Genomic DNA, 17,764 nt, shown 5'->3' on the forward strand with positions numbered 1-17,764 from the left:
CCCCGAAGGGAACCCAGCCTCGATCTGGCACGACACCCACCCCAGGACGGGGCCCGAGATGAGCATCAACCAAAAACAAAACATAAGCCCCGACGCACCCGAACCACCCACCCGAAGGGCAAGCAGACCCAAGCAACGCCAGGACATTTGGCATCAAAAACTTGGCACACTGTTGAGTTCTCAAGGAACAGACGCACACCGCCCAGACCCAGCACAACCGCGCCAGACCCGATCCGGGGCAACTTCTCTACCTTACCTGTCCCGCTCGGCCGGAGTCAAATCCGCAGTTTCTCGCGGATCTTCCTCCCAGGCTCGCGGTCCGGGCTCCCGGCACACCGATCAGCCGGCGTTCTCACGCCGTCATCTGGGTGTCGGGGCCACTCCCGGGAACCGGCCATCCGCTCTTGCGAGCTCCTGTCCGTGTCTCCCTGTTGGGGCGGCGAGGTGAAACATTACGGGGCCCGGCTCACCTCGTCAAACCCGCGGCAGCGTGCCGGTGCCGGCGGTCGAACCCACCCCTGACCTGGGGTTTTACGTCCTAGCGGCGCCGGAGGCCCGGCGCGGCGCCGCCGTGACCTCGTTCACACGTCGGGCAGCGCGGCGTCGACGACGGCGAGGTTGCGGCGCCCGCGCCGGAGCAGCGCCCATCGGCCGGCGAGGAGGTCCTCCGCGCGCAGGACGTGGTCCTCCTCCGTCACCTTGACGTTGTTGAGGTACGCACCGCCCTCGGCGATGGTCCGCCGTGCGGCCGAGCGCCCCGCCGCGAGGCCGGTGGCGATGAGGAGGTCGACGACGGTGTCGGTGCCGACCTGCCCCGTCCCACGGGGCAGCTCCGCGACGGCGTCACCGAGCGTGCCGCCGTCCAGCGCGTCGAGGTCGTCCCGGCCGAAGAGCGCGCGCGAGGCCCGCTCGACCCGCTGCGTCGCCTCCCCGCCGTGGACGAGGGTGGTCACGTCGGCGGCGAGGACGCGCTGCGCCTCACGCGCCTGCGGCCGGTCCGCCACGGCCGCGGCCAGCTCCTCGATCTCCTCCCGCGTGCGGAAGGTGAATACCTTGAGGTAGCGCACGACGTCGGCGTCGTCCGTGTTGAGCCAGAACTGGTAGAAGGCGTACGGACTCATCATATCCGGGGCGAGCCACACGGCCCCGCCCTCGGTCTTGCCGAACTTCGTGCCGTCCGCCTTCGTGATGAGGGGCGTCGTCATGACGTGGACGACCCTGCCCTCCGCCTTGCGGATGAGCTCCGCGCCCGAGAGCAGGTTGCCCCACTGGTCGTTGCCGCCGGTCTGCAGGGTGCAGCCGTAGCGGCGGTTGAGCTCGAGGTAGTCCATGCCCTGGAGGATCTGGTAGCTGAACTCCGTGAACGAGATGCCCTCGTCGCTCGCGAGGCGCCGCGCCACGGTGTCCTTGGCGAGCATCGTCCCGAGCCGGTAGTGCTTGCCGACGTCCCGGAGGAAGTCGATCGCGCTGAGCGGCGCCGTCCACTCGAGGTTGTTGACCATCCGCGCCGGGTTCGACCCCTCGAAGTCGAGGAAGCGCGAGATCTGGGCGTGGAGCCGGTCGGTCCACCCGGCGACCGTGTCCCGGTCGTTGAGGGTGCGCTCACCGGACATGCGCGGGTCCCCGATGAGGCCGGTCGCCCCGCCCACGAGCGCCAGGGCGTGGTGGCCGGCGAGCTGGAGGTGGCGCAGGAGCACGAGCTGGACGAGGTGGCCGTGGTGCAGGCTCGGCCCGGTGGGGTCGAAGCCGCAGTAGTACGTGAGCGGCCCCTGAGCCATCGCCGCGCGCACCGCGTCGCGGTCGGTGGACTGGGCGAGGAGCCCGCGCCACTCCAGCTCGTCAAGGATGTCGTTGCTCACGCCTGTGCCTCTCGCTCGGGGAACGGTGTCCGGGGACCAGTGTGCCGCGTCCGCGTCCGCGGCTGCGCCGCCCGGTACGTCGAGACGCTCGGCTCACCCGCGAGCCAGAAGCGCCACGGGTACTGCCCGGCGTCCCCACCCGGTCCCGCGACGCCGACGCGCGGCCCCTGACGGACGGTGCCTGGGTCCGGCGGGGGCGCCAGGGCGATCTCGGCCCGACCGCCCGGGGTGAGGACGACGTCGTTGTCGTCCCGGGCGAGGCCGAGGGCCTGGGCGAGCCGCGCCGGGCCACGGGCGAGGTCGAGGTCGCGGCGTGCCGCGACGCGCCGCTCCCGGGCGAGGTCGCGCCCCGCGACCACCTCCCCCGCACGCAGCAGGACCGCCGACGCGGTCCCCTCCGGCCCGCACACGACGTTCGCGCACCAGTGCATGCCGTACGTGAAGTACACGTACAGCCGCCCGCCGGCGCCGAACATCGGCGCCGTCCGGGCGGAGCGCCCCCGGTAGGCGTGCGAGCCGGGGTCCCCCTCCCCCTCGTACGCCTCGACCTCCGTCAGCCGGACGGTCACCGCGCCCCGCTCGGGGTCGCGGACCGTGACGAGCGCCCCGAGGAGCGTCGGGGCGACCTCGAGCGCCCGGCGCTCGAACGGCCCGTTCACTCGTCCGCGGGTGCCGCCGGGCTCGCCCACGCGCGCAGCTCCGCGCACCGCTGACCGGCGCGCGCAAGCTGCTCGGCGACGCGCACCGGCGCGGTCCCGCCCTGACCGTCACGCGAGGCGATCGACCCCTCGACCGTGAGCACCTCCCGCACGCGCGGGGTGAGGTGGCCCGAGATCGCGGCGAGCTCCGGGTCGGTGAGGTCCCACAGCTCCTTGCCGGCGCCCTCGCAGGTGCGCACGCAGGCCCCGGCGATCTCGTGGGCGTCGCGGAACGGCACGCCCTCGCGCACGAGCCACTCGGCGATGTCCGTCGCGAGGGAGAACCCCTGCGGCGCGAGCTCGGCCATCCGCGCCGTGTGGAACGTCAGCGTCGCGACCATGCCGGCGACGGCCGGCAGGAGCACCTCGAGGGTGTCGACCCCGTCGAACACCGGCTCCTTGTCCTCCTGGAGGTCGCGGTTGTAGGCCAGCGGCAGCCCCTTGAGGGTGGCGAGCAGCCCGGTGAGGTTGCCGAGCAGCCGGCCGGCCTTGCCGCGCGCGAGCTCGGCGACGTCGGGGTTCTTCTTCTGCGGCATGATGCTCGAGCCGGTCGAGAACGCGTCGTCGAGGGTGACGAAGCCGAACTCCTTCGTCGCCCACAGGATGATCTCCTCGCTCATGCGCGAGAGGTCCACCCCCGTCATGGCGACGACGAACGCGAACTCCGCGACGACGTCGCGCGCGGCGGTGCCGTCGATCGAGTTCTCCACGGCGCCGTTGAAGCCGAGGTCCGCGGCCACGGCCGACGGGTCGAGCCCGAGCGAGGACCCGGCGAGCGCGCCGGAGCCGTAGGGCGAGATCGCGGCCCGGGAGTCCCAGTCCGCCCACCGCTCGACGTCGCGCAGCAGCGGCCACGCGTGGGCGAGGAGGTGGTGCCCGAGGAGCACGGGCTGGGCGTGCTGGAGGTGGGTGCGCCCGGGCATGACGGCGTCCGGGTGGGCGCCGGCCTGGTCGAGGAGCGCCTCGACGACGTCGAGCACCCCGCCGGCGAGCAGCCGCGCCTGCTCCCGCAGGTACATCCGCACGAGCGTGGCGATCTGGTCGTTGCGCGAGCGGCCCGCCCGCAGCTTGCCGCCCAGCTCGCCGCCGGCGCGCTCGATGAGGCCCCGCTCGAGGGCCGTGTGGACGTCCTCGTCGCCGGGCTCGGGCGCGAACGCGCCGGAGACGACGTCACGCTCGAGCGCGTCGAGCGCGTCGAGCATGCCCGCGAGCTCGGGCCCGTCGAGGAGCCCGGCGCCCCAGAGCGCCCGGGCGTGGGCGCGCGAGCCGGCGATGTCGTGGCGAGCGAGGCGCCAGTCGAAGTGCGTCGAGCGGGACAGCTCGGCGAGCGCGTCCGCCGGTCCCCCGGCGAACCGCCCTCCCCACAGGCTCAGGGGCTCGCTCACTGGCCGCCGCCGAGGGTGCCCTGGCCGAGATCGACGCCCGCGCCGAAGCGCTCGTCGCGCGCCGCCGCCAGCTTCGTCGTCATGCCGTAGATCTCGATGAAGCCCTTGGCCTGGGACTGGTCGTAGGCGTCGCCCGCGTCGTACGTGGCGAGGTTGAAGTCGTAGAGGCTCGTCTCGCTCCGGCGCCCGGTGACGACGGCGCGGCCCCCGTGGAGGAGCAGGCGGACGTCGCCCGAGACGTAGCGCTGCGTGTCCTCGATGAAGACGTCGAGGGAGCGCTTGAGCGGGGAGAACCACTGGCCGTCGTAGACGAGCTCGCCCCAGCGCTGGTCGACCGTCTTCTTGAAGCGGGCCTGCTCGCGCTCGACGGTGACGTTCTCGAGCTCGGCATGGGCCGTGATGAGGGCGATGGCGCCGGGCGCCTCGTAGACCTCGCGGGACTTGATGCCGACGAGGCGGTCCTCGACGATGTCGATGCGCCCCACGCCCTGGGCGCCGGCACGGCGGTTGAGCTCGGTGATCGCCTGGAGGGGCGTGACGGGCACGCCGTCGAGCGCGACGGGGATGCCCTGCGCGAACGTGATGACGACCTCGTCCGCGACGGGCGGGAACGTCGGGTCGTCGGTGTAGGAGTAGACGTCCTTCGTCGGGGCGTTCCAGATGTCCTCGAGGAAGCCCGTCTCGATCGCGCGGCCCCAGACGTTCTGGTCGATCGAGAAGGGGTTGTGCTTCGTCGTCTCGATCGGCAGGTCGTGCCTCGTCGCGTACTCGATGGCGACGTCGCGGGTGAGGGCGAGGTCGCGCACGGGGGCGATGCAGCGCAGGTCAGGCGCGAGGGAGGTGATGCCGACCTCGAAGCGCACCTGGTCGTTGCCCTTGCCGGTGCAGCCGTGGGCGACGGTCGTCGCGCCGAACTGCCGCGCAGCCCGGACGAGGTGCTTGACGATGACGGGCCGGGACAGGGCCGAGACGAGCGGGTAGCGGTCCTGGTAGAGGGCGTTGGCCCGCAGCGCCGGCATGCAGTACTCGGCGGCGAACTCGTCGCGGGCGTCCGCGACGTAGGCCTCGACAGCGCCGCAGTCGAGCGCGCGCTGGCGGATGACCTCGAGGTCCTCCCCGCCCTGGCCGACGTCGACGGCGACGGCGACGACCTCGGCTCCGGTCTGCTCCCCGATCCAGCCGATGGCCACCGACGTGTCGAGCCCGCCCGAGTAGGCGAGGACGACGCGCTCCTTGCCGGACGTCGGTGCTGCGGTGGACGTGCTCTGCTCAGTCATTCTGTCGTGTCTCCAGTGCGTTGTGCGGAAAGGTCTGCGGCGCTCCCACCGGGAGCCGCGAGGTCGAGGAGGTGCGTGGCCATCGCCGTGGCCGCCGAGGCGTCCCGGGTGATGACGAGGACGGTGTCGTCCCCGGCGATCGTGCCCAGGACGGTCTCGAGGACCTGCTGGTCGAGCGCGGAGGCGAGGAACTGCGCGGCACCCGCCGGCGTGCGCAGGACGAGGAGCGGTCCGGAGGTCTCGGCGGTGACGAGGAGCTCGTTGCACCACCGGGCGAGCCGGGACGAGCGCTGGTGCGGGTCCGGTGCCGTCGGGGCGGCGAGGGCCCCGGCGACGCCCTCCAGCGGCAGCGCGTAGACGTGCGAGCCGTCGGCGGAGCGCACCTTGAGGGCGCGCAGCTCGAGGAGGTCGCGCGAGAGCGTGGCCTGGGTCGCGTGGACGCCGTGGTCGGCGAGCTCGGCGCTCAGCTCCGCCTGCGACCGCACGCGCGAGTGCGTGAGGATCCGCTCGATGAGCGCGTGCCGGGCGGCCTTCGTCGCCGGGATGCTCGGGCTGCTCACGGCAGGTCCTGCGCGAGGAGGTGGACGAGGAGCGCCTTCTGGGCGTGGAGCCGGTTCTCGGCCTCGTCCCACACGACGGAGGCGGGGCCGTCGATGACGTCGGCGCTGACCTCGGCGCCCCGGTAGGCGGGCAGGCAGTGGAGGAAGATCCCGTCGGCCGTGCCTGCCATGACGCGGGCGTCGACCTGGTAGGGCACGAACGGCGCCTCCCGGTCGGCCGCCTCGCCCTCCTGGCCCATCGAGACCCACGTGTCCGTCGCGACGGCGTCCACCCCCGCCACGGCGGCGTCGACGTCCCGCGTCACCGTGACGCTCCCGCCGGTGGCGGCGGCGATCTCCCGCGCCCGGGCGACGACGTCGGGTCGCGGCTCGTACCCGGCCGGGCAGCCGATACGCACGTCGAGGCCGGCCGTCGCGCCGCCGAGGAGGTAGGAGTGCGCCATGTTGTTGGCCCCGTCGCCGAGGTAGGCGAGGGAGCGGCCGGCCAGCGCGGGGCCGGAGGCGGCGAGCCCGCCCCGGTGCTCGGCGAGCGTCTGGAGGTCGGCGAGGATCTGGCACGGGTGCAGGTCGTCGGTGAGGGCGTTGACGACCGGGACCCGGGAGACGGCGGCGGCGCGCTCGAGGTTGGTCTGGGCGAACGTGCGCCACACGATCGCGGCGACCTGGCGGTCGAGCACGCGGACGGTGTCCTCGACCGGCTCGCCGCGGCCCACCTGCGTGCCCTGGGCGTCGAGGACGAGCGGGACGCCGCCGAGCTCGGTGATGCCGACGGAGAAGGAGACGCGCGTCCGGGTCGAGGCCTTGTCGAACAGGACGGCGACGCTGCGCCCGGCGAGTGGGCGGACCACCTCGCCGGCCTTGAGGCGCAGAGCCGTCGCGAGGACCGCGCGCTGCGCGTCGACGCCGAGGTCGTCGTCGCGGAGGAAGTGGCGCATCAGGGCTCCTGGTTCTCGGAGTCGGCCGCCGCCGCGGCGGCGTCGAGCACCGCGGGCAGCGCCGCGAGGAAGGACTCCGCCTGCTCGGCGGAGAGGATGAGGGGCGGTGCGAGCCGGACGGCGTCCGGGGCGACCGCGTTGACGATGAAGCCCGCCTCGAGCGCGGCGGCGACGACGTGCGAGGCCAACGGCCGCGCCAGCTCGACGGCGACGAGGAGCCCCTCGCCGCGGGCGCCGGCGAGGAGCGGGTGCTCGATGGCCCGCGCGCCGCCGACGAGCTGGGCGCCGCGCTCACGGGCCGCGGCGAGGAGCCCGTCGCGCTCGATGACGTGGATGGTGGCGAGCGCGGCGGCGGACGCGACGGGGTTCCCGCCGAACGTCGAGCCGTGCTGGCCGGGCCCGAGGAGGTTCGCGGCCTCGGTGCCGAGGGCGACGAGCGCGCCGATCGGCAGGCCGCCGGCGAGCCCCTTGGCGAGCGCGACGGCGTCCGGGACCACCCCGCCGCCGATGTGGTCGTGGTGGTGCGCCATCCACGCGCCCGTGCGCCCCATGCCGGTCTGCACCTCGTCGAGGACGAGGAGCGCGCCGTGGCGCCGGGTGAGGTCGCGGGCGGCCGCGACGTAGCCGGGCGGCAGCACCCGCACGCCGGCCTCGCCCTGGACGGGCTCGAGGAACAGGGCGGCGACGTCGTCGCCCATGGCGGCCTCGAGCGCGGCGAGGTCGCCGAAGGGGACGTGCTCGACGCCTCCCGGGAGCGGCTCGAACGGCTCCCGGTAGGCGGGCTTGTGCGTGAGGGCGAGCGCCCCCATCGTCCGGCCGTGGAACGCCCCCTCGAGCGCGAGGACCCGGGGGCGGGCGGCGCCGCCGTGGCGGCGCACCAGCTTGAACGCGGCCTCGATCGCCTCGGCGCCCGAGTTGGCGAGGAACACCCGCGACCCCGTCGGGACGCTGCCGCCGGAGACGAGCTCGAGCAGCCGCTCGGCGAGGTGGACCTGGGCGGGCGTGGCGAAGAAGTTCGACACGTGGCCGAGCGTCCCGAGCTGCGCCGAGACGGCGGAGACGAGGGTCGGGTGGGCGTGGCCGAGGGCGTTGACGGCGATGCCGGCGAGGAGGTCGAGGTAGCGGCGCCCGTCGGCGTCCCACACGTACGCGCCCTCGCCGCGCACGAGGACGCGCTGCGGGGCGCCGAACGTGTTCATGAGGGCGGCGGAGTACCGCTCGGACCACCCCGCGGAGCCGAGCTCGCCGGCGCTCGTCGTGGCAAGGGCGTCGTTCACGGGGCCTCCTCGGCCTGGTCCGGCATGACGAGCGTGCCCACGCCCTCGTCGGTGAAGACCTCGAGGAGCATGGAGTGCGGCTGGCGGCCGTCGATGATGTGCGCCTGCGGCACGCCGCCGCGCACGGCCCGCAGGGCCGCCTCCATCTTCGGCACCATCCCGGCCTGGAGGTCCGGGAGCATGAGCGAGAGCTCGCTCACGGTGATCCGCCGGACGAGGGAGTCGCGGTCCGGCCATGCCCGGTACAGGCCCTCGACGTCGGTGAGGACGATGAGCTTGCGCGCACCGAGCGCCGTGGCCAGCGCCGCCGCGGCGGTGTCGGCGTTGACGTTGAGGACCTGGCCGGCGTCGTCGACGTCGGGCGCGATCGTCGAGACGACGGGGATGCGGCCGGCGGCGAGGAGGTCCTCGACGGCTCGCGCGTCGACCTCGACGACGTCCCCGACGAGCCCGACGTCGACGGGCTCGCCGTCGACGCTCGCGAAGCGGCGCTCGGCGCGGAAGAGGCCGCCGTCCTCGCCCGAGAGCCCGACGGCGTGGGGCACGCGCGCGTTGAGCAGCGAGACGAGGTCGCGCTGCACCTGCCCGGTGAGCACCATGCGGACGACCTCCATGACCTCCGGGGTCGTCACGCGCAGGCCGCCGCGGAACTCGCTCTCGAGCCCGAGCCGGTCGAGCATGGACGAGATCTGGGGGCCGCCGCCGTGGACGACGACGGGCTGGAGGCCCACCTGGTGGAGGAAGAGGATGTCCTGCGCGAAGGCGTGCTTGAGCTCGTCGTCGACCATGGCGTTGCCGCCGTACTTGACGACGACGCGCGTGCCGGAGAACTGCTCGAGCCAGGGCAGCGCCTGGATGAGGACCTCCGCCTTCTGGTAGGCGAAGAGGTCCGTCTCGGTGTTGAAGTAGAACTCGTCGTTCCCGCTCGTGGCGCTCATGTCGAGTACGCGCTGTTCTCGTGGACGTAGTCGTGCGTGAGGTCGTTCGTCCACACGGTGACGTCCGGTGCGGTGCCGGCGTGGAGGTCGATGTCGATGCGGACCTCGCGGTCCGACGCCATGTCGACCCGCGTCCGGTCCTCGCCCACGCCGCCGCCCCGGCACACCTGGACGCCGTTGATCGCCACGTCGAGCGCGTCCGCCTCGAACGGCGCGACGGCGGCCGGGACGGTCCCGACGGAGGCGATGATCCGGCCCCAGTTGGGGTCGTTGCCGAAGATCGCGGCCTTGACGAGGTTGGAGCGGGTGACGGCGCGGGCCACAGCGAGGGCGGCGTCCTCGCTCGTCGCGCCGCGGACGGTGACCGCGACGTCATGGCTCGCGCCCTCGGCGTCGGCGATGAGCGCGCGGGCGAGCTGCCCGCACGTTGCGGTGAGTGCCTCGACGAGCTCGGCGTGGGCGACGCGCACGCCGCTCGCGCCCGAGGCGAGGAGGACGACCGTGTCGTTCGTCGACATGCAGCCGTCGGAGTCGATGCGGTCGAGGGTCGCCCCGGTCGCCTCCCGCAGCGCCGTGCGCGCGGTCTCGGCGTCGACGACGGCGTCGGTCGTGAGGACGCACAGCATCGTCGCGAGCGCCGGGGCGAGCATGCCCGCGCCCTTGGCCATCCCGCCGACGGACCATGCCCCGTCGTCGGCGGTGCGCTCGACGAGCACCTCCTTCGCATGCGTGTCCGTCGTCATGATCGCGCTCGCCGCGTCGTGGCCGCCGTCGTCGCTCAGGACCGCGGCCGCGGCGTCGACCCCGCCGAGGAGGGCGGGCATGTCGAGCCGCTCGCCGATGAGCCCGGTCGAGCACACGACGACGTCCCCCGCGGAGACGTCGAGCCGGGCGGCGACGTGCTCGGCCGTGCGGTGGGTGTCACCGAAGCCGTCCGGGCCCGTGCAGGCGTTGGCCCCGCCGGAGTTGAGGACGACGGCGTGGGCGACGCCGTCCCCGACGACGGCCCGCGACCACACGACGGGCGCCGCGACGACGCGGTTGGCGGTGAAGACCGCGGCGACGACGTGGTCGGGACCGTCGTTGACGACGAGGGCGACGTCGGGGTTGCCGGAGGACTTGAGGCCGGCGGCGACCCCGGCGGCTCGGAACCCGCTGGGTGCGGTGATGCTCACGGTGCGACTCCAGTCGTCGGGAGGCCGAGGGTCTCGGGCAGACCGAGCGCGATGTTCATCGACTGGACGGCGGCGCCGCCGGTGCCCTTGCCGAGGTTGTCGAGGGCGCAGACGACGACGACGCGCCCGGCGCGCTCGTCGAGGGTCACCTGGACGAAGGCGTGGTTGGAGCCGGTCGTCGCGGCCGTCGTCGGCCACCGGCCCGCGGGCAGGAGGTGGACGAACGGCTCGTCGGCGTAGGCGGTCTCCCACGCGGCGCGGACGCGGTCGGCGGCCCCGGGCCCGGCGGCGGACGCGGCGAGCGGGGCGCTCACCGTCGCGAGGATCCCCCGGGACATCGGCACGAGCGTCGGGGTGAAGGACAGCCGGACGCGCGGGGCGCCGGCGACGGCGAGGTTCTGCTCGATCTCCGGGACGTGCCGGTGCCCGCCGCCCACGGCGTAGGGCACGGCCGAGCCGAGCCCCTCGCTCGCGAGGAGGTGCGCCTTGGCCGACTTCCCGGCCCCGGAGTACCCGTTGGCGAGGACGGCGACGACGTCGGCGGCGTCGACGACGCCCGCGGCGACGCCGGGCTGGAGCCCGAGGGTGACGGCGGTGACGTTGCAGCCGGGGACGGCGATGCGGCGCGCCCCGCGCAGCACCTCGCGCTGGGCGGTGGCGACACGCTCGCCGGCGTGCAGCAGCTCGGGCATGCCGTACGGCCATGCGCCGACGTAGTCACCGCCGTAGAAGGCCTCCCACGCGCCCGCGTCGACGAGGCGGTGGTCGGCGCCGCAGTCGAGGATGAGCGTGCCGGTCCCGGCCGCCTCGATGGCCGCCCCCACCTCCCCCGACGTCCCGTGCGGCAGCGCGAGCACGACGACGTCGTGCTCGGCGAGCCCGGCGGCGTCCGTCTCGGTGAAGACGCGGCCGGCGAGCGGCAGGAGGTGCGGGTGGTGGTCCCCGACGGGCTCACCGACGCTCGAGCGCGCGGTGAGGGCTCCGATCTCGACCTCGGGGTGGGCGAGGAGCAGCCGCAGGACCTCTCCCCCGGCGTACCCGCTCGCTCCCGCGACGGCAACAGTGACAGCCATGTGCATAACAATACACGAGACTGCATGAATGGTGCGGAACCGCCGCGAGGCGCGCGGTCAGAAGTCGACGACCCGCAGGCGGCGCGCCGGCGACGCCGGGTCCGGGTCGGGCCGCCGCGCCCGCAGCTCGTCCGCGGTGTCCGTGCCGGCCCGCAGGTAACGACCGGACAGGTGGTCGAGGTCGCCGCCCGCGAGGGCGACGACGATGTCGACGACCTCGGCGAGGTCCGTCCAGCTGGTGCGGCCCTCGTGCATGACCATGCCGTCGGTCATGTCCGTGCGCACGACGCCCGGGGCGAGCTCGAAGGCGCGCAGCCCCCGGTCGTACCCGGCCTCGTGGAGGCTGCCGCCGATGCGGAAGAGCGCGGTCTTGGAGACGTTGTAGGCCGTGGCCACGTCCATGTCGCGCGTGCCGGAGCCGGAGTTGAGGTCGATGACGCGCCCGCCCCCGCGCGCGAGCATCCCCGGCACGACGGCGCGGGCGAGGAGGAACGGCCCGCGCACGTTCGTCTCGACGACCGACCACCACTCCTCGGTGTCGGCCTCCCACAGCGGGACCTCGGCGTCGATGCGGCCGGCATTGTTGACGAGGAGGTCGAGCGAGCCGAGCGCCTCCTCGGCCGTCGCCACGGCGCGGGCGACGGCGCCGGGGTCGGCGACGTCGGCCGTCACGGCGACGGCGCGGCGCCCGAGCGCCTCGATCTCGGCCGCGACCTCGGCGAGCCTGCCGCCGTCGCGGGCGAGGACGGCGACGTCGAGCCCCGCGGCGGCGAGGCCGAGCGCGAGGCCGCGCCCGATGCCGCGCGAGGCGCCGGTGACGAGGGCCGTGCGGGCGGGCGGCACCGCGGCGGGAAGGTCCGGGCGCACCTGCGTCTCAGCCACGGAGCACCGCCCCGGTCCGCGCGGCGGCGAGGTCGACGACGCGCGTGCGCACGGCGGCGGTCTCCTCGGCGGTGAGCGTGCGGTCCGGTGCGCGCAGGCGCAGCGCGAACGCGAGGGACTTCTTGCCCTCACCGACCTGGCCGCCGGTGAAGACGTCGAAGAGGCGGACGTCCTCGGCGAGGTCGCCGGCGCCGTCGAGCACCGCGGCGAGGACGTCCGCGGCCGGGACCCCGGCGTCGACGACGAGCGCGATGTCCTCCTTGCTCGGCGGGTACGTCGAGACGGGCACCGGCGTCACCGGAGAGTCCGTCGCGGCGGCCGTGAGCGCGTCGAGGTCCACCTCGAACGCGACGGCGCCCGCGGGGAGGTCGAAGGCCGCGACGACGCGCGGGTGGAGCTCGCCGGCGTGGCCGACGACCTGCCCGCCGGCGTGCACGGCAGCGCACCGCCCGGGGTGCCACGGCGCCCGCTCGGCGGCCTCGACGGTGAGCGGGACGCCGACCGCCGAACCGACGGCGCGGACCGCGTCGAGCGCGTCCGCCCAGTCGGCGGCGCGGCCGGGGCCCCACACGCCGTCGGGGACGAGTCGGCCGGTGAGCACTCCGGCGACGTGCCGGGGCTGGTGCGGGACCGCCGCGTCGAGCGCGGCGATCTCGGCGTCCGTGGGGCGGGCGCCGACGCCGGGCGCGCCCGCCGCGGTGACGCCGGCCGGGCGCGTGACGAGCCCGCGCTCGAAGAGGCGGGTGTCGCTCAGCCCGCGGCTGACGTTGCGGCGGGCGACTGCGAGGAGGCTGTCGAGCAGCGACGTCCGCAGCCACGGCGCGTCGTCGGCCATGGGGTTGGCCAGGCGCAGCGCGAGGCGCCGCTCGTCGTCGGCGGGCAGGCCCTGGCGGTCGTGGGCGTCACCGACGAACGGGTAGGAGAGCACCTCGACGAGCCCGAGGTCGGCGAGCGCCCGCGCGACGTCGCGGCGCCGGCGCTGGCCGGTGGTGAGGCCGCGGCCGGCGGGCGCCGTCGGCAGGATCGAGGGGATGGCGTCGTACCCGGCGAGCCGGGCGACCTCCTCGACGAGGTGGGCGGGGCCGACGAGGTCCGGGCGCCACGTCGGCGGGGTCACGGTGACGACCCCGTCGTCCCCGGTGGGGCTCACGCTCGCACCGATCTCCTCGAGGAGGGCGACGACCTGCTCGCGCGGGTAGTCCACGCCGGTGAGCCGGCGGGGCTCGTCGAGCGGGAAGCGGACGGGGGTCGGGCTCGCGGCGCGGTCGAGGTCGCTCACGGCCGGGTCCGCGCTGCCGCCGCCGTGCGCGACGAGGAGGTCGACGACGCGCTGCGCGGCGACGGCGGGCAGCCGGGGGTCGACGCCGCGCTCGAAGCGCTTGGCCGCCTCGCTCGGGAGCTTGTGCCGGCGGGCGGTGCGCGCGACGGAGACCGGGTCGAAGTGCGCGGCCTCGACGAGGACGTCGCGCGTGCCGGGCCCGACCTCGGTCTCGGCCCCGCCCATGACGCCAGCAAGCCCGAGGATGCGCGCACCGCGCTCCCCGTCGGGCGAGTCGGTGATGAGGAGGTCCTCGGCATCGAGGGTGCGCTCCACGTCGTCGAGCGTCGTCAGCCGCTCGCCGGCGCGGGCGCGGCGCACGACGACGGGCGCGGCGAGGCTCGCGAGGTCGTAGGCGTGGAGCGGCTGGCCGAGGTCGAGCATGACGTAGTTCGTCACGTCGACCGGCAGCGAGATGGGACGCATGCCCGCCTGGGCGAGGCGCTCCTTCATCCACGCCGGGGTGGGCGCCGCGGGGTCGAGGTCGCGCACGACGCGCGTGACGAACCGGTCGCAGCCGGCGTTTCCGGCGACGAGGGCGTCGTCGTCGACCTCGACGGCGAAGCCGTCCGCCGTCGCCGGGGGCGGCGGGCCACCGGGCAGGTTCTCCGGCAGGCCCGGGTCGGTGAAGGCCGCGCCGGTGGAGTGGGCGTACTCGCGGGCGACGCCGCGCATGGCGAAGCAGTACCCGCGGTCCGGGGTGACGTTGATCTCGAGGACCTCCGCACCCAGACCGAGGAGCGCGACGGCGTCCGCGCCGGGCTCGGGCACGGCGTCCGCCCCGAGCATCTCCTCGAGCACGATGATCCCGGCAGCTGCAGCAGGGCCCTCGCCGATCCCCAGTTCCGTGGCCGAGCAGATCATCCCGTCGGAGACGTGGCCGTACGTCTTGCGGGCGGCGATGTGGAAGTCCCCGGGCAGCGTCGTGCCGGGCAGGGCCACGACGACGCGGTCACCGACGGCGAAGTTGTGCGCGCCGCAGACGATGCCGCGGGAGGGCACGTCGGCGGGCTCGCTGCCCGTGCCGGGGGCGTCGTTGTGCGCACCGACGTCGACGCGGCAGTAGTTGATCGTCTTGCCGTTCTTGTGCTCCTCGGCCACGAGCGAGAGGACCCGCCCGACGACGAGCGGGCCCGTGACGGCGGCGGGGACGATGTCCTCCTCCTCGAGGCCGACGCGGACGAGGGCGGCGGCGAGGTCGGCGGCGGTCGTTCCCGGCGCGACGGTGACGTGCTCGGCGAGCCAGGACAGCGGGACGTACGGCATGTCAGTTCCCCTTTCCGGTGGTGCCGAACTGGCTCGAGAAGCGCATGTCGCCCTCGACGATGTCGTGCATGTCGGAGATGCCGTGGCGGAGCATGAGCGTGCGCTCGATCCCCATGCCGAAGGCGAAGCCGGTGTAGACGTCGGGGTCGATGCCGGCGGAGCGCAGGACGGTGGGGTTGACCATGCCGCAGCCGCCCCACTCGATCCAGCCCGGTCCGCCCTTCTTCTGCGGGAACCACAGGTCCATCTCGGCGCTCGGCTCGGTGAACGGGAAGAACGAGGGCCGCAGGCGGGTGCGGGCCTCGGGCCCGAACATCGCGCGGGCGAAGTGGTCGAGGGTGCCCTTGAGGTGCGCCATCGTCAGCCCCCTGTCGACGGCGAGCCCCTCGACCTGGTGGAAGACCGGCGTGTGGGTGGCGTCGAGGGCGTCGTTGCGGAAGACCTTGCCGGGGCACGCGATGTAGATGGGCAGGTCGCGCGTGAGCATGGTGCGGGCCTGGACCGGCGAGGTGTGCGTGCGCAGGACGAGGCCCGGCGTCGCCGCCTCCGCGGTGCCCTCGACGTAGAGGGTGTCCGCCATCTGCCGGGCCGGGTGGTCAGGCCCGTGGTTGAGGGCGTCGAAGTTGAGCCACTCGTGCTCGACCTCGGGGCCCTCGGCGATCTCCCAGCCCATGGCGACGAAGAAGTCGCCGATGTCCTCGGCCAGGAGCTCGAGCGGGTGGCGCGCCCCGGCCGGGCGCCGGTCGGTCGGCAGCGTGACGTCGACAGTCTCGGTGCGCAGTGCCCGGGCCTCGTGCTCGGCCTCGAGCTCGGCCTGCCGCGCGGCGACGGCCTTGGTGAGGCGGCCGCGGGCCTGGCCGAGGATCTTGCCGGCGCGCGCCTTGTCCGCCGGGTCGAGGCGGCCGATCTCACGGTTGGCGAGGGTGAGGGGGCTGCGGTCGCCGGTGTGGGCGAGGCGCGCCTCCTTGAGCCCGGCGAGGTCGGTGGCCGCCGCGAGGGCCGCGAGGGCCGCGTCGACCGCCGCGTCGACCGCCGAGGCGTCGAGCGGGGACAGGGGGGTGGGATCGGGGGTGGTCATCCGTACCTTCCGGGCGCGTGTGCATGGACGAGGTCCAGCCGAGGACTCTAGTCGTCGTGCCCGCCCCCGCCGAGCGGCACCCGCTCGAGGACGTCGTGCAGCGGGCCTCCCCCGCGGCCCTTGCCGAGCTCGGAGGCGACGAGCTCGATCTCGGTCGCCGTCCACGCGGGTCCGACGTACACCGACAGCGCGTGGACGACCGCACCGAGGTCGACGTCGCGCGAGCGGGCGCTCACCCGGGCGAGCGTGAGGTGGGCACGGCGCCGGTCCCGGGGCGCGTGGGTGGTGGCCGCCGCGGGACCGCGCAGGCCGACCCCGGCCGCCTCGCACGCGGCCATGAGGTCGACGAGCGCCGCCGGGTCGGTACCCCCGGCGGCGCGGACCCCGGCCCACAGCGTCCGGCGCGTGAAGGACCCGGCCCCCGCGAGCTCGAGCCTGAGGGGCGGGACGCCGGCCGCGACGTCGGCGAGGTCAGCGGCGAGCGAGGCGAGCACCCCGTCCGGGACGTCGCCGTAGAACGCGAGGGTGACGTGACGCTGCTCCGGCGCCGTCCAGCGCAGGGCGGGCGGCCCTCCCCCGCCGACGAGGGCCCGGAACCCGGCGGTCGCGGCGTCGAGGTGGTCGAGGACCGCGGCCGGCGGGCGGATCGCGACGAAGAGCCTCATGCCCCCATGCTCGCACCCGTGACCCACGTCACACCCGGTGCTACGGTCGGCCTCATGCGCATCTCCGAGGTCCTCCGCCGCAAGGGCGACGCCGTCGTCACCGTGCGCAGCGACATGTCGCTGGGCGAGCTCGTCGAGCTCCTGTGCGAGCACCGCATCGGTGCGGCCGTCGTCTCCGACGGCGGGGGCGCCGTCACGGGGATCGTGAGCGAGCGCGACGTCGTCGCCGCGCTGCGGGGCTCGGACGGACGCCCGCCCGAGGCGGCCACGGTGGGCGAGATCATGAGCACCGACGTCCTCACCTGCTCCCCGTCGGACGAGACGGAGCAGCTCGCACGGACGATGACGGAGCGACGGGTCCGGCACATGCCCGTCGTCGTGGACGGGCGGCTCGCGGGGATCGTCAGCATCGGCGACATCGTCAAGCAGCGCCTCGACGAGCTCCAGGCCGAGCGGGACCGGCTCATCGACTACGTCCAGAGCTGACGCTCAGCGCCGCTGGGCGCGTGCGGAGGCGTAGAGGCACACGGTCGCGGCGGTGGCGAGGTTGAGCGACTCGGCGTGCCCGTGGATCGGCACCCGGACCGAGGTGTCGGCGGCCCGGACCTGCTCGGGGGTGAGCCCGTGCGCCTCGTTCCCGAACAGCCAGGCGGTCGGCGCGGCGAGGGCCGGTGCGCCCGGGGGCCAGCCCTCACCCGCGCCCGCGGCGGGCCGGCCGGCGAGGTCGGCCAGCTCGTCGAGGTCCCACCGGCCCGCGCCGTCGGCGGCGAGGACGGCGAGCCCGTGGCTCCGCAGGGCGGCGAGGGTCTCGTCCAGGTCCGGCGCAGAGAGGACGGGGAGGTGGAAGAGCGAGCCCGCGCTCGAGCGGACCACCTTGGGGTTGAGCAGGTCGACGCTGCCGGGACCGAGGACGACGGCGTCCGCACCGGCGGCGTCAGCGGCACGCACGAGGGTGCCGGCGTTGCCCGGGTCGCTCACCTGGGCGAGCACCGCGACGAGGCGGGGGCCCTCCCCGGAGCGCAGGGCCAGGACGTCGGCGAGGGTCGCCGTCGTCGTCGGGCCCTCGCTCCGCACGACGGCGAGGACGCCCTGGGCGTCCGGGCTCATCGCGGTGAGCACGTCGGGGGTGGCGCGGTGGAGGTAGAGCCCGGCCGCGCGCGCGTCGGCGACGATCTCGGGGTAGCGGTCGGCGGCGGCGGCCGTGACGTAGACGTCACGGACCTGACCCGCGGCGTGGCGGACGGCCTCCCGGACCCCCTGGGGGCCCTCGACGAGGAACTGGCCGTGGCGCCGACGCGCCGAACGCCCGGCCAGCCCCGCGACCATCCGCACCCGCTCGGCGCGGGGGTTGGTCAGCTCGGGGCTGTCCGGGCGTCCG

General features: G+C 74.9%; 16 protein-coding genes. 1 reads left to right on the forward strand and 15 read right to left on the reverse strand.

Going from position 1 to position 17,764, the window contains the following annotated elements:
- Positions 1–581: 581 nt before the first annotated feature.
- The 14 genes from tyrS to thpR are packed head-to-tail and all read right to left on the reverse strand — an operon-like array spanning position 582 to position 16,386.
- On the reverse strand, positions 582–1,859 hold the full coding sequence (gene tyrS / locus V2J63_RS13885) for a tyrosine--tRNA ligase (protein WP_331231583.1): 1,278 nt from the start codon (positions 1,857–1,859) through the stop codon (positions 582–584).
- On the reverse strand, positions 1,856–2,518 hold the full coding sequence (locus tag V2J63_RS13890; RefSeq protein WP_331231584.1) for a DNA-3-methyladenine glycosylase: 663 nt from the start codon (positions 2,516–2,518) through the stop codon (positions 1,856–1,858). The genes tyrS and V2J63_RS13890 overlap by 4 nt, the downstream gene beginning before the upstream one ends.
- Positions 2,515–3,942 (reverse strand): argininosuccinate lyase, encoded by a 1,428-nt coding sequence (argH, locus tag V2J63_RS13895; protein WP_331231585.1) that lies wholly within the window; start codon positions 3,940–3,942, stop codon positions 2,515–2,517. Before argH ends, V2J63_RS13890 begins: the two co-directional genes overlap by 4 nt.
- Entirely contained in the window at positions 3,939–5,219 is a 1,281-nt protein-coding gene (locus tag V2J63_RS13900; RefSeq protein ID WP_331231586.1) for an argininosuccinate synthase, read from the reverse strand. Before V2J63_RS13900 ends, argH begins: the two co-directional genes overlap by 4 nt.
- Positions 5,216–5,779 (reverse strand): arginine repressor, encoded by a 564-nt coding sequence (argR, locus tag V2J63_RS13905; protein WP_331231587.1) that lies wholly within the window; start codon positions 5,777–5,779, stop codon positions 5,216–5,218. Before argR ends, V2J63_RS13900 begins: the two co-directional genes overlap by 4 nt.
- Positions 5,776–6,717: an ornithine carbamoyltransferase gene (gene argF / locus V2J63_RS13910; RefSeq protein ID WP_331231664.1), complete on the reverse strand. Its 942-nt coding sequence runs from the start codon at positions 6,715–6,717 to the stop codon at positions 5,776–5,778. Before argF ends, argR begins: the two co-directional genes overlap by 4 nt.
- Entirely contained in the window at positions 6,714–7,991 is a 1,278-nt protein-coding gene (locus V2J63_RS13915) for an acetylornithine transaminase (protein ID WP_331231588.1), read from the reverse strand. The genes argF and V2J63_RS13915 overlap by 4 nt, the downstream gene beginning before the upstream one ends.
- On the reverse strand, positions 7,988–8,929 hold the full coding sequence (argB, locus tag V2J63_RS13920; RefSeq protein ID WP_331231589.1) for an acetylglutamate kinase: 942 nt from the start codon (positions 8,927–8,929) through the stop codon (positions 7,988–7,990). Before argB ends, V2J63_RS13915 begins: the two co-directional genes overlap by 4 nt.
- The gene (gene argJ, locus V2J63_RS13925) at positions 8,926–10,104 is read right to left on the reverse strand and encodes a bifunctional glutamate N-acetyltransferase/amino-acid acetyltransferase ArgJ (protein ID WP_331231590.1); all 1,179 of its coding nucleotides are present in this window, start codon (positions 10,102–10,104) and stop codon (positions 8,926–8,928) included. Before argJ ends, argB begins: the two co-directional genes overlap by 4 nt.
- Positions 10,101–11,177 carry an N-acetyl-gamma-glutamyl-phosphate reductase gene (gene argC / locus V2J63_RS13930; protein ID WP_331231591.1) on the reverse strand — a complete coding sequence of 359 codons (1,077 nt, stop codon included), beginning with the start codon at positions 11,175–11,177 and terminating at the stop codon, positions 10,101–10,103. The genes argJ and argC overlap by 4 nt, the downstream gene beginning before the upstream one ends.
- A 57-nt stretch (positions 11,178–11,234) precedes the next feature.
- On the reverse strand, positions 11,235–12,059 hold the full coding sequence (locus V2J63_RS13935; RefSeq protein ID WP_331231592.1) for an SDR family NAD(P)-dependent oxidoreductase: 825 nt from the start codon (positions 12,057–12,059) through the stop codon (positions 11,235–11,237).
- Positions 12,052–14,643 carry a phenylalanine--tRNA ligase subunit beta gene (pheT, locus tag V2J63_RS13940; RefSeq protein ID WP_331231593.1) on the reverse strand — a complete coding sequence of 864 codons (2,592 nt, stop codon included), beginning with the start codon at positions 14,641–14,643 and terminating at the stop codon, positions 12,052–12,054. Before pheT ends, V2J63_RS13935 begins: the two co-directional genes overlap by 8 nt.
- A 1-nt stretch (position 14,644) precedes the next feature.
- Positions 14,645–15,721, reverse strand: a complete 1,077-nt coding sequence (gene pheS / locus V2J63_RS13945; RefSeq protein WP_331231594.1) for a phenylalanine--tRNA ligase subunit alpha — start codon at positions 15,719–15,721, stop codon at positions 14,645–14,647.
- Positions 15,722–15,768: 47 nt separating this feature from the next.
- A complete protein-coding gene (gene thpR, locus V2J63_RS13950) occupies positions 15,769–16,386 on the reverse strand; it encodes an RNA 2',3'-cyclic phosphodiesterase (RefSeq protein ID WP_331231595.1) in 618 nt (205 codons plus the stop codon).
- 54 nt (positions 16,387–16,440) lie between these two features.
- On the opposite strand from thpR, the gene V2J63_RS13955 reads away from it, so the two are divergent.
- Complete coding sequence (locus tag V2J63_RS13955; RefSeq protein ID WP_331231596.1) at positions 16,441–16,872, forward strand: CBS domain-containing protein; 432 nt, start codon at positions 16,441–16,443, stop codon at positions 16,870–16,872.
- A 3-nt stretch (positions 16,873–16,875) separates the two neighbouring features.
- Here the strand turns inward: V2J63_RS13955 and V2J63_RS13960 are convergent, their stop codons facing one another.
- Positions 16,876–17,712, reverse strand: a complete 837-nt coding sequence (locus tag V2J63_RS13960; protein ID WP_331231665.1) for a TrmH family RNA methyltransferase — start codon at positions 17,710–17,712, stop codon at positions 16,876–16,878.
- Positions 17,713–17,764: the final 52 nt, after the last annotated feature.

This window comes from Georgenia wangjunii (assembly GCF_036421975.1).
GTDB classification, from domain to species: Bacteria; Actinomycetota; Actinomycetes; order Actinomycetales; family Actinomycetaceae; genus Georgenia_A; species Georgenia_A wangjunii.

Excerpts from the sequence above, each read along its gene's own strand:
- V2J63_RS13955 (WP_331231596.1), top strand. The coding sequence starts at position 16,441 with ATGCGCATCTCCGAGGTCCTCCGCCGCAAGGGCGACGCCGTCGTCACC.
- pheS (WP_331231594.1), bottom strand. The coding sequence starts at position 15,721 with ATGACCACCCCCGATCCCACCCCCCTGTCCCCGCTCGACGCCTCGGCG.
- V2J63_RS13960 (WP_331231665.1), bottom strand. The coding sequence starts at position 17,712 with ATGGTCGCGGGGCTGGCCGGGCGTTCGGCGCGTCGGCGCCACGGCCAG.
- pheT (WP_331231593.1), bottom strand. The coding sequence starts at position 14,643 with ATGCCGTACGTCCCGCTGTCCTGGCTCGCCGAGCACGTCACCGTCGCG.
- argB (WP_331231589.1), bottom strand. The coding sequence starts at position 8,929 with ATGAGCGCCACGAGCGGGAACGACGAGTTCTACTTCAACACCGAGACG.
- V2J63_RS13900 (WP_331231586.1), bottom strand. The coding sequence starts at position 5,219 with ATGACTGAGCAGAGCACGTCCACCGCAGCACCGACGTCCGGCAAGGAG.
- argC (WP_331231591.1), bottom strand. The coding sequence starts at position 11,177 with ATGGCTGTCACTGTTGCCGTCGCGGGAGCGAGCGGGTACGCCGGGGGA.
- thpR (WP_331231595.1), bottom strand. The coding sequence starts at position 16,386 with ATGAGGCTCTTCGTCGCGATCCGCCCGCCGGCCGCGGTCCTCGACCAC.